General features: G+C 70.7%; 8 protein-coding genes and 1 pseudogene. 4 read left to right on the top strand and 5 right to left on the bottom strand.

Translation table 11 applies throughout. From position 1 onward, the window contains the following. Positions 1 to 365: 365 nt before the first annotated feature. Positions 366 to 4,220 carry a polymorphic toxin-type HINT domain-containing protein gene (locus ACIBAD_RS01585; RefSeq protein ID WP_398903634.1) on the bottom strand — a complete coding sequence of 1,285 codons (3,855 nt, stop codon included), beginning with the start codon at positions 4,218 to 4,220 and terminating at the stop codon, positions 366 to 368. Positions 4,221 to 4,969: 749 nt separating this feature from the next. Between ACIBAD_RS01585 and ACIBAD_RS01580 the strand changes: the two genes are divergently transcribed. Beyond that, the gene (locus tag ACIBAD_RS01580) at positions 4,970 to 6,400 is read left to right on the top strand and encodes a trypsin-like serine protease (protein ID WP_398903632.1); all 1,431 of its coding nucleotides are present in this window, start codon (positions 4,970 to 4,972) and stop codon (positions 6,398 to 6,400) included. Positions 6,401 to 6,524: 124 nt separating this feature from the next. On the opposite strand, the gene ACIBAD_RS01575 is transcribed toward ACIBAD_RS01580, so the two are convergent. Next, on the bottom strand, positions 6,525 to 7,196 hold the full coding sequence (locus ACIBAD_RS01575) for a transcriptional regulator (protein ID WP_398903630.1): 672 nt from the start codon (positions 7,194 to 7,196) through the stop codon (positions 6,525 to 6,527). Between ACIBAD_RS01575 and ACIBAD_RS01570 the strand changes: the two genes are divergently transcribed. After that, entirely contained in the window at positions 7,196 to 7,975 is a 780-nt protein-coding gene (locus ACIBAD_RS01570; RefSeq protein ID WP_398903628.1) for an NAD(P)-dependent alcohol dehydrogenase, read from the top strand. The two genes, ACIBAD_RS01575 and ACIBAD_RS01570, sit on opposite strands and share 1 nt — an antisense overlap. Beyond that, positions 7,900 to 8,136 (top strand): annotated as a pseudogene (locus ACIBAD_RS01565) (NAD(P)-dependent alcohol dehydrogenase); the annotation flags it as partial. The gene ACIBAD_RS01570 and the pseudogene ACIBAD_RS01565, both read left to right, overlap by 76 nt. 132 nt (positions 8,137 to 8,268) lie before the next feature. Here ACIBAD_RS01565 and ACIBAD_RS01560 read toward each other — a convergent pair. From ACIBAD_RS01560 to ACIBAD_RS01550, 3 genes are all read right to left on the bottom strand, one after another. Beyond that, positions 8,269 to 9,687 (bottom strand): APC family permease, encoded by a 1,419-nt coding sequence (locus ACIBAD_RS01560; protein ID WP_398903626.1) that lies wholly within the window; start codon positions 9,685 to 9,687, stop codon positions 8,269 to 8,271. 361 nt (positions 9,688 to 10,048) lie between these two features. Beyond that, on the bottom strand, positions 10,049 to 12,235 hold the full coding sequence (locus ACIBAD_RS01555; RefSeq protein WP_398903624.1) for a SpoIIE family protein phosphatase: 2,187 nt from the start codon (positions 12,233 to 12,235) through the stop codon (positions 10,049 to 10,051). 47 nt (positions 12,236 to 12,282) lie between these two features. Then, positions 12,283 to 13,761, bottom strand: coding sequence for an MFS transporter (locus ACIBAD_RS01550; protein ID WP_398903622.1), 1,479 nt, complete (start codon positions 13,759 to 13,761; stop codon positions 12,283 to 12,285). 130 nt (positions 13,762 to 13,891) lie between these two features. On the opposite strand from ACIBAD_RS01550, the gene ACIBAD_RS01545 reads away from it, so the two are divergent. Further along, the gene (locus ACIBAD_RS01545) at positions 13,892 to 14,824 is read left to right on the top strand and encodes a LysR family transcriptional regulator (RefSeq protein WP_398903620.1); all 933 of its coding nucleotides are present in this window, start codon (positions 13,892 to 13,894) and stop codon (positions 14,822 to 14,824) included. The last annotated feature ends 52 nt before the right edge of the window (positions 14,825 to 14,876 follow it).

Raw genomic sequence — 14,876 nt, 5'->3', positions numbered from 1 at the left:
TCAAAAGGACTGGGTGCAACTCGAATGGAGTGCGGCCGTCGATTTCGGTGACCGTCCCCACGGTAAGTCGAGAACACGCCACAAGACCGGTTCCCCTGTCATGACGTAGGGCGAGTCGGAGCAATGGGTGCACGCTGCGCACTCCCGCATCATCCATCTCGCGTTCTTGACTTACGTCGGCGCGACTGATGGAAAGTCGCGGGAATACTCTGGTGAGCTTCACGAACTCGACCCCCTCGAACAAGATCCCCAGCGATTGGCTCGAATTGGGACTGGCCTTCAGAAGTAGTCTGGAGTGTCCGATGCCGTACTGCCACAGGGTAAACGAGCAATCGCTCGACCAGATTACACTCATATCGACTGACTCATTCAAAGGGATTCTTCACCACCTTTCCATTCCGATACCAGGTTACTCTCGGCCAGGCGCCGGGGGACTGACTCAGTCTGTATAGCTCCCAGGCAGTCAAACCCTTAGTGTCTACCGCAGGGTCGATTTTCTCTCCCGACTTTGCGTATTCCTTCGGATTGTCGATTCCATCGAGGTTAACGTGGATGTTCGTCTTTCCGTCGGTTAGGAATGCATCAACGTGTCGATGCCATGAAGTTCCGTCGGGCCATTCCTTGTAGGTGAGCGCGCCCGTCTCCATTCCGAAGATGTCAAGGGCCATGTCGTCATCCCCCACCTCTTGCAGGCCAAGGGCGATGTCACCGCAGCTGGAATTGTGTACCAGTACCGGGGTCGAACCGGCCAGGACATAGTACGTGTGGAAGTCTGCAACGGTGAAGTTATAGGTCTTGGCCAGTTGGGAGCGCGAGCGGTTCGATACAACTCGCACCACTGTCCCGTCGGTACTACGTAGGGTGGTGCCCGGCAGAAGTTCCTGCGCCGGAACCCATTGATTCCTCGAGGGGCTCCAGAACGGGTGCTCGTTGGTGGCGGTGAGCGTTTCAGTTCGCCGGCCGGACTGTATGACGAGATCGTTGAGGTGTTTGTTGCCTTCAGTGACGATGCTGCGTGTGACCTTGCGTGTTCCCGTACTGTTGGAAACAGGGTCACTCGCTAGGACGCTGTCACTTTCTTTGATTTCCTCAATGTTGCGTGTAGATCCGTCACCCAAGAGGATCTTGGTTCCGGCAGGGAAGCATCGGGAGCAACCCGATCCCGTGACGCCCTTGAGGAGGGCCATGCTGGCCCGCAGCATACGGATCTTGTTGCTGACCAGGTTATCCTTGAAGAAGTCCACACAGGCGTCAAAATCGTTCTTGGTGTAGCAGTTGTAGAGGTTGCTCAGGCTCAGGCCGTTTTTGAGGGCCCACTTCGTTCCCTCTGCGTAGGGCTTCCAGTACTCGGGTGCTGCCCTGATGGCTTCACAGTTGTATTTGCCCTGCAAGCACCAGCGGAAGTGCTCCTTGGCGGTCATGCAGCCCAGGCCGTCGTAGCCGCAGCGGTACTGGCGGCTGGCCTCTCTACCGGGAGCGTTCTTGCGGTCCCTCTCTGCCTTTTCATCGGCAATCTGCACGTACTTGGCATAGGCGATGTCGGCTTCGCGCTGGGCGGTGGCGGCGTCGTTGTGTGCCTGCAGGAAGGTGTCGCGAGCTTTTGCCGCGTAAGCCCATGCGATGGACGCCGAGGTACGGGCGGACCGGGCCGAGATTTCCGCGTCGGCGGCCGAGAGCGAGGCGTTGCGTGCTGCGGTGTCGGCGCTGGCGGCCGCGGCACGCGCGGTGTTCGCCGCCTCCGCCGCGCGGGCGGCCGAGGCTTCGGCCTCCTTGGCGGACTTTGCGGCTTGGGCTGCGTAGGTCTTGGCTTGCCCGGCCGAGGCAGCTGCCTGCGTGGCATACCCGTGGGCCGCTTCATCGGCCTTGCGGGCCGTGGCAGCGGCCTCTGCGGCCTCTGCCGAGTCCTGGGCGGCCTGCGCAGCGATGACCGCGCCTTCCGCGATCAGCTGCTGGACGCGTTGTTGATGAGTGGTGGAGAGCCAGTCCTGCTGCTGGGCCGCGTACTGGCCGCTCTGGATGAACCCGTGCAGATCCGCCTTGGAGCCGCTCAGAGCGATGCGGGCGGCAGCCTGGAGTTCGGGACCACCGCTGTCCGCGAGCTGGGCTGCCCGGACACGCTCGTCCTGGGTGCGCGCGGTGTACTGGCCTGATGTCGCGAAGGCGGTGTACTTCGCGACATCGCCGGAGTTGAGGGCTGCACGACCGGCGTCAGTGGTGACCGGACCGGCGTTTTCAATGACCTGAGCGATGTAGACCCGCAAGTCCTCCTTGCCCACCGCGTACTGGCCAGTGTCGAGGAACGTGTTCACAGCCGCGGCGTCGCCCTTGAGAGCCTGCTCGGCGGCCGCCCTCACATTTGCGGACGGGTGCTCCTCGGCCAGGCGCGCAGTCTGCGCCCGCCGGTCCTGCTGGTCGGCACGTGCCCACCCGGTCTGCATGTAGGTCGCGATGTCGGCATCGGATCCGGCGAGTGCGACCTCGGCTGCGACCTTGCTCCATTCGTCGCGGATCTTCGCGGTCTTCAGAGCCACTCGCCGGGCTCTGGGTGCGAGTGCGGTCGGATTCGCACCGGGCTTGGTCGCCTCGGCCGCGAGCTGCTTCGCCTCGGCTTCGAGGTCCCTGGACTCTTTGGCTTCCTGCGCGTTCGCCGCCTCCTCTGCTTCCTCCTTCGCCTTGTTGTCCTTCCCCAGCTCCAAGCCGGCGTTCGTCCGCGCCAGAAGCTCTGCGTCGTCGATCTCGCGGGCCAGCGTGTAGACATCCTTGGCCTTGTTCACGGCATCGGTGGCGGTCGCGGCTGCCTGGGCCGCAGCATCGGCGTGCTTCGTGGACTCTGCTGCCGCGGTGGCCGCCTCTCCCGCGTGTTTGGCGGCTTCCTCCGCCGCGTTCGCCGCGTTCTCCGCGTGGGTGGCTGCCGAGTGCGCCGCGTCGCGTGCCTGACGTGCGGCCAACGCGGCCTTGCGGGCCAAGCCGGCAGCAACGTTCGCCGCACGGTTGGCCTCATTCGCATGCCGACGAGCCTGGTCGGCGGCAGCACGAGCGTCGCTGGAGCTGACGCCCGCCTGATCGGCGAAACGGCTGGCGTCCATGGCAGCGTCGGCTGTCAGGAGGGCGTTCTTGCCAGCTCCCAAGGCTGCTTCAACAGCGCCGGCGGCAGCCTCGGCGGAATCGGATGCCAACGAGGCAGCCTTTTCGACTTCCTTGACACCCACCATGGCAGCCCTGGCGTCAGCGGCCGCCTTGTTGGCGTCAGAAGCCTTGGTTCCATCGACTGCGGCTGCGGCCGCGGCATCGCGAGCGCGAGTTGCTGCCTTGCTCGCGGCCGCAGCGGCGCTGGACGCGTTTGAGGCGGCGATGGCGGCCACGCGGGCGGCGCGATTGGCGGCGGCAGCTGCGGCGATGGCTTGTTGCGCTGCCGCAGCTGCCTGGCGGGTGAACTCTGCGGCACGCTTGGCCGCAGCCGCGGCCTTGAGCGCATCGCCCTTGGCCGCCTCTGTCTCGCGGGCGGCGGTGTCGGCTGCTTCCTTGGCCTCATGCGCTGCTACCACCGCCCGCGCGGAGGCCTCTTTGGCGGCGTCCTTCTCGGCGCTTGCTTGGCGGCCGGCCTCACGCGTTTGCTCGATCAGCTGTGTGATCGTGGCTTGCTCTTGGTCCTTGGCGCGGGCGACGTGTTGCCCGACTTCAAGGAAGTCCCGGATCTGGTCCGGCCCTCCGCGCAAGGCGAGACGGCCCGCGGCCCGGGTGTTCTCCCCGCCGATGCTGAGGATCTGAGCGACCTGGACGCGTTCGTCCTGCTCGCGCTGAGAGTACTGGCCTTCCTTCAGGAAGGTCGTGATCGCGTCCGCGCCCCTCTGGAGGGCTTCGCGGCCCTTCTCCTGGACATTGGGGCCGCTGGTGTCGACTATCTGGGCGACCCGGACACGCTGGTCCTGCTCAAGTGGGGCCTTCCAGCCGCTCTCAAGAAAAGTCTTGATCTCGCTGGGGGTTCCTGCGAGTGCCTTGCGCGCGGCATCCTGGAGGCCGATGCCGCCGATGCCGCCGATGCTGGCGAGCTGCGCGGTGGCGACCCGGTCATCCTGCCGTGTCAGCAGCTCGGCCTGGCCGAGGAAGCGCTGGACGTCGTCGTCGCTGCCCGTGAGGGCGACTTCCGCAGCCGCCTGGACGCCGGGGCCACCGTTCTTCCACAGGTCCACAACCCGGCCGCGATCGGTCGGGGGGATCACATAGCCGGGGACAGGAGGGGCGGGATCACCCGTCGCGGCGATGGCAACGGGGGAGGCGCCCAACAGCCCGGAGACGAGGGCGAACGGGACTGCACCGGTGCCTATCCTCTGCAGAACACGCCGACCTCTGCCAGGTGGTCTCGGACGGTTCGTGGTGTGGGTCAAAATCAGCTCTTCTCTACCCGGCCGCGACGGGGCCGGAACGATGACGGAAAAGTGTTACCGGTGCGTTCTGCGGCGCTGCGAGAACGAGCACTTTCATCCCAATGTGGCCGGCATCGAGGGCTGGCCCGGAGGCTTGGCAACCATCCAGCCGTGCGGGGAGGGTGCAGGTACGCGTGCTGCCCGTGCCCGCCTGTGCCGCCCAGGTCCTGAGCCGCAGCCGTCACCCGGCTTGGGGGGGGTCTAACCCCGCGTGTCCGTCCAGGCAAACGGAATTGACTTATCATCAATTTAAGTTGATCGGCTGCGGTCGAGCGACTACGGCCCAGCCTTGAAGATCGCCACGGGGGGCGCCGGTTGGAAGGTCGTGCACGGTGGCGACTTGCATCTGTCACTCGTTGCGTCGGTCACCCTCCATCGCGGAGGAACCGACGAACGGCACTCGCGACAAGCTCGGCCGATGACGTGCTCCGCGTTCGGTGCGATCCCGGCCCGTGCCACGCCTGGCGAATCTGCTGCTCCTCGCCAACCAGTCCTCGCGCACGTTCTCCGCGTGAGGACGCCTTCCTGGGAAGTAAAGATCACAAGTGCGTACACGCAGATGGCTGCCCGCCGCAGCCCTCACTATCGCCGCCGTCGCGCCCACCCCGCTCGCGTCCGCTGCCACCGAGCCCGCCGCGCCATTCGCGTCCGAGGACGGCGCTTACCCGGGAGCGGCCCAGATCCTGGCACAGAAGGGCATCAAGCTCGTCCGTGGCGACGGCAACATCACGCTCGCCGACTGCAAGGCCGACGCGAAGCAGATTCGTGTCATGACCGTCGAAGACTCCGCTGCCAACCGGGCCGGGACGTACTGCTTCGCCTCCAGCGCCGCGACCGGCCTGCTCACTCTCGAGCTGCCGCGCGTGTTCGCCATCGACGCTGCCGACCAGCCGTTGACCGCCAGCTTGACGGCTGACGGAACAACGAAGACCGTCACGATCGCCAAGGACGGCTTTGCCAGCGTCGGTGAGGGCCAGCTAGGCGGTGCGCGGAGCACTCTGGTCGAGATCCGCGTCACCGGTCCGGCCAGCGCCAACGCCCCTGCTCCTTCCGGTGACACCACGCTCGCCTTCGCCGGCAAGCTCACCGTCGGCGACAGCAAGCGGTTCTGCACCGCGGCTCTGGTCGACCCGTACTGGGTGATCACCGCCAAGAACTGCTTCGCGGACAACCCCGCAGATCTCGCCTCCGTCGCTGCTGGCGCTCCCAAGGACAAGACCACCGTCACTGTCGGACGCACCGACCTGGCCACCTCCGGCGGGCACACCACCGACATCACCGAACTCGTCCCCCACCCCGACCGGGACCTGGTCATGGCGCGGCTGGCCAAGCCCGCCCTGGATATCACCCCGGTCGCGCTCTCCGCCGCATCGCCGACGGCCGGCGAGGCGCTCACCGTCGCAGGGTTCGGCCGCACTGGCACCGAGTGGGCGCCTTTCAAGCTCCATTCAGCCGCCTTCTCCCTCAGCAACATCGACGCCGTCGGCTTTGCCCTGACCGCCAAGACCCCGGCCAACGCCACTGTGTGCAAGGGCGACGCCGGCGGCCCCGCGGTGCGTACTGAGAATGGCAAGCCCGCTCTGGTTGGCATCACCAGCCGCTCGTGGCAGGGTGGGTGCCTCGACAGCGGCCAGACCGCGACCGGTGCCTTCGACGCCCGCATTGACGGGGCCCAGGACTGGATCAAGCAGGTCCGCTTCACCACGGCCACGATCAAGAACGTCACCAGCAACCGTTGCGCGTGGGTGCCGTGGCAGACGCCCGACAATGGTGCGGTCGTCAAGCAGATCGACTGCGATGCGAAGTTCGCCGACCAGCTCTGGAAGATCGAGCCGGTCGCCGGAGGCAGCTACCAGATTCGCAACCTCACCAGCAACCGTTGCATGTGGGTGCCGTGGCAGACGCCCGACAATGGTGCGGTCGTCAAGCAGATCGACTGCGATGCGAAGTTCGCCGACCAGCTCTGGAAGATCTGACTCACTCTCTGGACGGCGCCACGTGGGACGGGCGACATGCAGACGACGTGCCCTCGCGGAATGAAGAACTGAATGGTGAAGCCGGGTTCCCCAGGGCCCGGCTTCACCGCTTCCCTGACCGCGGTCAGGCGGGGGCCGCGGGGGTGACGGTCGCGCGGCGGTGCAGGAGGGTGGCGGTCGGGGCGTCGGCCGGGTGGAAGGCTTCCAGGTGCAGTTCGGCCAGCGTGACGTCCACGGCCGTGGCGAACGACGTCAGCGTTGTCAGGAGCCGGACCTCGCCCTCGGCGGTGTGCAGGCGCAGGGGTACCGCGAAGCCCAGGTGGTCCGGGCCCGGGGGCGGGGCCGGCGGTAGGTAGCCGGTCAACTCGCCGATGAGTGCGTCGAGTTCCGGGTCCCGATGGGCCGTGGCCCGGGTTCGCAGGCTCTCCGTGATGTGCCGTCCCCACGCCGCCAGGTTCGCCACCCGCGGCGCCATGCCCTCGGGATGCAGCGCGAGCCGCAGCACGTTCACCGGCGGCGCGAGCAGGTGCGCGGCCGCTCCCTCAGTCAGCACCTCGAACGCGGCGTTCGCCAGGGCGAGTTCGCCGCGCGGACCGGCGACCACCGCCGGGTACGGCAGGTGCCCGGCCAGGATGGAGCGCAGTGCCTCCATGGCCGGACCGACCGCGGCCGACTCCGGCGGTGACTCCGCGTACGCCGGCGCGTAACCGGCCCTCAGCAGCATCGAGTTGCGCTCCCGCAGCGTCAGCCCGAGGGACTCGGAGAGCCGGACCAGATGCCAGCCCGGAGGACGCAATGCGCTCGTACCACCTGGAAGCATTCGGCAGCATTGAGGGAATCGTGCTGCGCGACTCCGGCGGATCCCGCCCGGAGCCGGCCGGCCCCACCGGCATCGTCGTCGCCGTCCAGGCCGCCCCCCTCAACAAGCGGGACCTGCTCATCCTCGACCGGCTCTACCGGCTGCCCGCCGTACCCGGCGTGGTCCCGCTCAGCGACGGCGCCGGCGAGGTGGTCGCCGTCGGGGAGGCGGTGACCCGGTTCGCGGTGGGCGACCGCGTGTCCTGCGCGTACTTCCCGCGCTGGCGTACCGGCCGGATCACCCCGGACGCCCTCCACCAGCCCGGCTGCACCCTCGACGGCATGCTCGCGCAGTACGCCGTGCTCGACGAGCCGTGGGCGGTCCGCGTCCCGGACCACCTGACCTGGGAGGAGGCGGCCACGCTGCCCTGCGCCGGGGTCACCGCCTGGCACGCGCTGACGGGCGGGGACCCGCTGCTGTCCGGCCACACCGTACTGAGGCTGGGGACGGGCTCGGTCTCCCTCTTCGCCGTGCAGTTCTCGAAACTGCTGGGCTGCCGGGCGGTGTCGACCACCTCCAGCGCCGCCAAGGCGGACCGCCTCAAGGCGCTCGGCGCCGACGAGGTCGTCGACTACCGGCGCACCCCCGACTGGGCCGGGCCGTACGGGACCTCACTGGCGGCCTCGGCGCCGACCTCGTCGTGGAGGCGGGCGGCCCCGAGACCATCGAGCAGTCGGTGCGGGCGAGCGCCCTGTACGGGCAGATCGCCCTGCTGATCACCGCGAGCGCCGCCAAGTCCGGGATCGGGATCTCGCACGCGGCGTACGCGTCGAGTCTCGCGACGATCCGCCGGGTCTTCGTCGGCAGCCGCACGCAGTTCGATGACATGAACCGGGCGGTGGCCGCCCACCGGCTGCGCCCGGTCATCGACCGCGGGCACCCCTTCGAGGAGGCGCGCACGGCCCACCAGGAGTACGCGGCGGACTCGCCGTTCGGCGGGGTCGTCAATCACGGTGGACGAGGCCGACGGGAACTGAACCCGTGCGGCCCCGTCCATCGGGAGTGCGGATCAGACGGTGGCGGCCCCGCCGACCGGCTCGTCGTCGTCCGGGACGCTGACCAGCCAGCGGGTGTCCTGCCGCGGCCGCAGGTACAGCGCCCAGTACAGCGTGGCCACGGCCACGATCCCGCCGGTCCACAGCAGGTACTGGGTCTCCTGCTGCGTCAGGATGTACGCGAGTACGGCGATCAGGCCGATCGGCACGGCCGGCCACAGCGGCATCCGCCAGGCGGCCACCTCGCGGTGCGCCCCGCGCCGGGCGAACAGCGCGGCCACCGCGACGAGCAGGTACATGCCGGTCACCGAGACGCCGGTGACCCCGTACAGGGTGTCGAGGTTGACGAAGCAAAGGGCCGCGCCCGGGACGCCGACGAGGAGCGTGGCCACCCACGGGGAGCCGAAGCGGCCCAGCTTGGACAGCGCGTGGTTGACCGGCGCCGGCCAGGCCTTGTCGCGGGCGGAGGCGAACAGCACGCGCGAGTTCTGGATCACCATGACGATGCCGGCGTTGATGATGGCGAGGGCGACGCAGAGGCTGACGAAGGTGCCGACGGCCGAGTTGGACCAGGCGGTGACCATCCCGCCGAGGTCGCCCTCGGTCAGCGCGGAGAGGTCGGGGGCGCCGACGGTGATGGCGATGACCGGAACCAGGATGACGGCCGTGGAGATCGCGAGGGTGGCCAGGACCGTGCGGGCGACGTTGCGCCGCGGGTTCTCCAGCTCCTCCGACAGGTAGACGGCGGTCGAGAAGCCCTGGGTGATGAACAGGGCGATGGCGAGCCCGGAGACCACCATCATCGCGGTCACCGTGGACGTACCGCCGCCCTCGGCCGCGACCGTGCCGTGCACCAGCGCGTCGGCGCCGCGCTCGCTGTGCGCGAAGCCCAGTACGGCGACCAGCGCCGCGGCGACCACCTCCAGCACCAGGAAGATGCCGGTGATCCAGGCGTTGGCCCGCAGGTCGAGGAGACCGGCGAGGGTGGCGAGCAGCATCACGCCGCCGCCCGCGACCGGGGCCGGTATGTGCACGATCGGCGCGAGGTAGTCGGCCGTGCCCATGGCGATCACCGGCGGCACGATCATCACGACCAGCAGGGAGAGGACGAACACCAGCCAGCCGGCCAGCCGGCCGGCCATGGTCGACACCATGGCGTACTCGCCGCCGGCGCTGGGGATCAGCGTGCCGAGCTCCGAGTAGCAGAACGCGACGCCGATGCAGAGCAGCGAACCGATGGCGATCGTGAGGGCGGTCCACGAGCCGAGGCTGGCGAACAGGTCGGGCACGACGACGAAGAGGGTCGAAGCGGGCGTCACGCACGAGAGCGTCAGCAGTGTGCCGCCGACGACGCCGATGGAACGCTTGAGCTTCTGGGGGACGGGCCCGGTGGCGGGGGCGAGGGCCTGAGGGGCGCTGATCGTTTCAGACATCGGTGCGGGGTTCCGATCGGCTGGTGCGGTGAACTGAGGTGCGGGAGCGGTATCGCCTCCGAGGCGGTGGTGAGCAGCGTGGTTCAGTGGCTCCCGGGCCGACATCGAATCCCTGCGGGATTCGCAGGTCAAGAGCAGTTCTCCTGCGGATTCCATCGTCGGGCACCGCTGCCGTGGCTCTACGGCCGCGTTAAGGCCGCGTAAACGCTGCACGGAGTGCGGGTGCGGGAACCGCAGCGGCGGGCGGGCAAATTTTCTTCCGCTTTGCCGACATGTGCCCGGGGCGACACCACCTGCCCACGGAGTGGGCACCCGGGTGGGGTCGGGCCGGCCTCGGGGCCGCTTCCCCGGTCGTCCCGGTTCAGCTGCTCGCGGCAGCCCGGCCGTCCTTGCGCGAGGCCAGCAGCAGGGCGATGTCGTCCGGCCGGTCCGCGGAGCCCCCCGCCTCGCCGATCAGCCGGTCGGCCATCTCGGTCAGCGGCGACGGCCGGGCCGCGGCCAGGGCCGCCCGCAGCCGCTCCACGCCGACGTCGATGTCCCTGCCCGCCTCCTCCACCAGCCCGTCGGTGTACAGGGCGAGCATCGAGCCCGGCGCGAGCCGCAGCTCCGTCACCGGATACGTGGCGCCGGCGTCGATGCCGAGCACCACCCCGCCCGGGAGGTCCAGCACCTCGGCCCGCCCGTCCGCGTGCCGCAGCAGCGGCTGCGGGTGCCCGGCCCGGGCGGCCCGAGCGCGGCCCGACACCGGGTCGAGCAGCACGTAGCAGCAGCTCGCGAACTGGCCCGGGTCGAGATCGATCAGCAGCCGGTTGGTGCCCGCCACCACCAGGTCCGGTGTACTGCCGGCCAGCGTGAAGGCCCGTACGGCACTGCGCAGTTGGCCCATCGTGGCGGCGGCCGCCACCCCGTGGCCCTGCACGTCCCCGATGACCAGGGCCATCAGCCCGTCGGCCGTCTCGATCACGTCGTACCAGTCGCCGCCCACCTCCATGCCCTGGGTGCCGGGCAGGTACCGGGCGACGGTCTCCACGTTCGCGTGCACCGGCAGCCGGTGCGGCAGCAGCGCCGCCTGCAGTCCGCGGGCCAGCGCCGCCTCGGTGTCGTAGCGCTGCGCGCGCTCCAGGGCCTGCGCGATCAGGCCGGCCAGCGCGGTCAGCACCGTGCGCTCCTCCGGGCTGAACCCGCGCGGCGCGTCGAAGCCGAGGATGCAGGAGCCCACCGGCCGGCCCGAGGCGATCAGCGGCAGGAACGCGCGGGCCCCGACGTGGGCGTCCAGGGGGATCCCCGGATAGGCGGCGGCCAGGTGCTCCATCGACTCGAAGAACATCGGCCGGCCCGTGGTCAGCGTCTCCACGCCCGGCAGCCGCGCGTCCAGCGCCACCCCGTCGAACCGGTCCAGGAAGCCCTGCGGGAAGCCCGTCTCCCACGCCAGGTGCAGATGCCGCTCGCTGAGCAGGTAGATCGCCAGCTGGCGGCCGCCGAAGGCGGGCAGCAGCTCCTGCGTGACCACCGCCGACACCTGGCGGGCCGTGACCGCCTCCGTCAGCGCGATGGCGAGGGCCACCGGCCGGTACAGTGCGGAGGCCCGGTCGGCCGGCGAACCCAGTCCCAGCCCCGCGCCCGGGCGGACCACCGATCCGTGCGTGTAGACCGGCGGCTCGGCCGCGTCGATCGTCACGGTCACCCCGTCCACACCCGGGTACAGGTCCACCTCCACCCAGCCCGCGTCCGGCTGCCGGCCCAGCCGGGCCGGGAAGCGCACCGGCTCCCCGGACATGAACACCCCGCGGAAGTGGTCCTCGTACGCCGGCTGGCCGAGCCACGGCACCGCCTGCCACAGCACCCGCCCGCGCAGCTCCGGTGCGCTCAGCCCCAGCAGGTCGGCGGCGGCGCGGTTGACGTAGCGGATCCTGCCCTCGCGGTCCATGGAGAGCACGGAGAGGTTCAGCCGCTCCACGGCCTCGCGGGCGCCCTGCGCGGTGTCCGGCGGCGGCACGCCGACCGGATCGTCCGTCCAGAGGACCGGTTCGCCGGCCGCGGTGAGCGCGGCGAGCCCTTCGGCCAGCCCGTCAGCGGCGGTGCGCAGCCGCTCCCGGTCGGCGGCGTCGACCGGGGCGCCGGGGGTGGCGGGGCGCAGGACGAACAGCACCCCGAACCGCTGGGCGCCGGCCATCACGGGCTCGTACAGCGATCCGAAGGGGAACGGCAGCCCGGCCATCAGCTGCGGGAAGCGCCTCATGGCGGCCTCCGCGTCGGGCAGGTGCACCGACTGTCCGGTGCGGTACGCCTCGGCGACCGGGTACGGGCGGTTCACGTGCATCCGCCACCACGGACGGAACAGCCGCACCGGCAGTCCCGTGACCACGGCCAGCAGCAGAGCCCCCTCGGCTCCGGAGCGCAGGTAGACCCCGCCCGCAAACCCGCCGACGGCATGCACCGCGTCGACGCAGGCCCGCGCGAGCACCCGGACCGTGGCGTCGGTTGCGGGGCCGCTGTCCGGTCTCGCCGTCACACAGTCAGCATGCCCCTCCGACGCCGGACGCTGCATCCCGGCGCGGGGGCGGCGGCCAGGGATCCGGTGCCCGGTCCCCGGCTTCAGCGCCCCGCCCCCTCCCCGCCCCCGCGCCCGGCACCGCCGCCGCTCCGGTAGCCGGCCACCACCGCGAGCGCCGCCAGCAGCAGGACAGAGGCGACCGTGCGCAGCGCGGCACCCATCGCCTCCGTGAAGGCGCCCATCTGCGCCGGATCCTGCGGATCGCCGTGGAACCGGGAGGCCAGCACCGTGCCGACCACCGCCACCCCCAGCGCGGCGCCGATCTCCCGTGCCGCGGTGTTCAGCCCGGAGCCCAGCCCGGCCTGGTGCGCGGGCAGCTCGGCGACCACGGTCAGGGTCAGCGAGGGCGCGCACAGGCCGGTCCCGACCGACAGCGCCAGCAGGTAGCAGGCGTACAGGGCGTACGGGGTGTCCGGGCCGGCGGTGGAGACCAGCAGCAGCCCGGCCCCGATCAGGCCCAGCCCGGCGCCGACGGGCAGCCGCGGCCCCGTCCGCTCCGCCAGCCGGGCCCCCAGCTTCGGCACGACCGCCATGCCGACTGTCAGGGGCACGATCGCCAGACCGGCGACTGCGGGCGAGAAGCCCTTCGCGTACTGCAGGTACTGGGCGTTGACGAAGAACAGGGAGAAGAGCCCGAAGAACGCGGCGCCGATCCCGAGCGACCCGGCGCGCAGCCTGCGCGAGGCGAAGATCCGCGGGTCCAGCAACGGGTGCGCGGCGCGCAGCGCGTGGCCGGTGAAGGCCGCGAGCAGCCCGGCGCCGGCCCCGAAGGCGATCAGCACCGCCGCCGAGGTCCAGCCGTACGAGGGTCCCTCGATGATCCCGTAGACGACCGCGAGCAGCGCCCCGGCCAGCAGGAGCGCGCCCAGCGGGTCGACGGAGGCGTCGGGCCGGGCCGGCGTGCGGGGGACCGTACGGGCTACGGCGAGCGCGAGCAGCGCGCCGAGCGGGACGACCGCCCAGAACAGGGCCCGCCAGGTCAGGTACTCCCCGGCCAGGCCGCCCCCGACGTTGCCCGCCAGGCCCCCGAGGCCGGCGGACAGCGTCCAGGTCGCCAGCGCCTGGGCGCGGCGCTCCGGCGGGCTCAGGTGGATCAGCACGGACATGGTGGCGGGCATGATCAGGGCCGCACCGGCCCCGCACAGGCCGCGCCCGGCGATGAGCACCGCCGGGGCCGCGGCGAGCGCGCTGACCGCGGCGCCCGCGGCGAACAGGCCCAGCCCGGCCAGCAGGGCGCCCTTGCGGCCGTACCGGTCGCCGAGGGCGCCGGCCGGGATGAGCAGTGCGGCGAAGACGATGACGTAGGCGTCGACCGACCACACCAGCTGGCCGGGGGTGGGGTGCAGGGCGGACCCGGCGAGCTGCGGTATCAGCAGGTTGACGGCCGCGACCATGGCCTGCGCGACGAGCACGCAGGCACACAGGGCGAGCAGTGCGGGCCGGGTGAGGGCGGCGGCCGCCGGGGTGGTCGGACCTGTGTCGGGACCGGTGGCGTCCCGCTTGAGGGCATGGCGGAGCACGGCTCCTCCTCGGAGTCGGTGAAGTGGCGTGGCGTGGTGTGGGGGAGGGGAGCGCGGTCGGCGCCATCTCCCTCGCCTCACCGTAGAGTTGGTGTGACCTGCTTTCCAGTGCAAGTTCTGCAAGGGATGAATGCGTGTGGCGCAATCCGGCCTGGACCTCAATCTCCTCGTGGCCCTGGACGTCCTCCTGGAGGAGTCGAGCGTGTCCCGCGCGGCCGCCCGCCTGCACCTCTCCGAGCCCGCCATGAGCCGCACTCTCGGCCGGATCCGCAAGGCCCTCGGCGACCCTGTGCTCGTGCGCGCCGGGCGGAGCATGGTCCCGACCCCGCACGCCCTCGCCGTCCACGGCGAGGTCAGGGCCGTCGTGGAACGGGCCCGGGCCCTGTTCCTGAGCGGCGGACAGGTCGACCTGCCCACCCTCACCCGCACCTTCACCGTGCTGGCCCACGACGCCTTCGCCGCCACCTTCGGGGCCACGCTCTTCTCCCGGGTGGCCCGGGAGGCCCCCGGTGTACGGCTGCGCTTCCTGTCGGAGAGCCACGTGGACACCCCGGTGCTGCGCGAGGGCGTCGCCGACCTCGAACTCGGCGTCGTGGACAGCCGGTCCCCGGAGGTGCGCGTCGAGCGCCTCTTCGACGAGCGCATGATGGGTGTCGCCCGGGCCGGCCACCCGCTGCTGAAGGGCCGGATGACCGCCCGCCGGTTCGCGGCCGCCGAGCACCTCATCGTCTCCCGGCGCGGCCGGCTGGAGGGTCCCGTGGACGCGGCCCTCGCCCGACAGGGCCTGTCCCGGCGGGTGGTGGGCTGTGTCGGCTCCTACCCCGCGTCCCTGTTCCTGCTGCGCCAGAGCGACCTCGTCGGCCTGATCGCCACTCAGGCCGTGCCGCTCGCCACCGAGCTGGGGCTGGAGGCCTTCGAGGTGCCGCTGGACCTGCCGATGCTGCCGTTCGGCATCGCCTGGCACCCGCGCCACGACGCCGACCCGGCGCACGCCTGGCTGCGGGGCTGCGCCCGCGAACTGCTCCCGGTGGTGGCCGGGCACCCCGTACGCCGTACGCACTGACCCGAACGCCTCCCCCGTCCGGGGGACGGGCCGCCGCACCCGTCCTGGCCGG

It is taken from the genome of Streptomyces sp. NPDC051109 (genome assembly GCF_044455885.1).
In the GTDB taxonomy this organism is placed as follows: domain Bacteria; phylum Actinomycetota; class Actinomycetes; order Streptomycetales; family Streptomycetaceae; genus Streptomyces.
Note: the sequence above shows the minus strand (reverse complement) of the source record. Positions and strands in the feature narration are given on the sequence as shown.

What these genes read in the sequence shown, in the direction of transcription:
- ACIBAD_RS01560 (WP_398903626.1), bottom strand. Translation starts at nt 9,687, where the DNA reads ATGTCTGAAACGATCAGCGCCCCTCAGGCCCTCGCCCCCGCCACCGGG.
- ACIBAD_RS01545 (WP_398903620.1), top strand. Translation starts at nt 13,892, where the DNA reads ATGCGTGTGGCGCAATCCGGCCTGGACCTCAATCTCCTCGTGGCCCTG.
- ACIBAD_RS01555 (WP_398903624.1), bottom strand. Translation starts at nt 12,235, where the DNA reads ATGCAGCGTCCGGCGTCGGAGGGGCATGCTGACTGTGTGACGGCGAGA.
- ACIBAD_RS01570 (WP_398903628.1), top strand. Translation starts at nt 7,196, where the DNA reads ATGCGCTCGTACCACCTGGAAGCATTCGGCAGCATTGAGGGAATCGTG.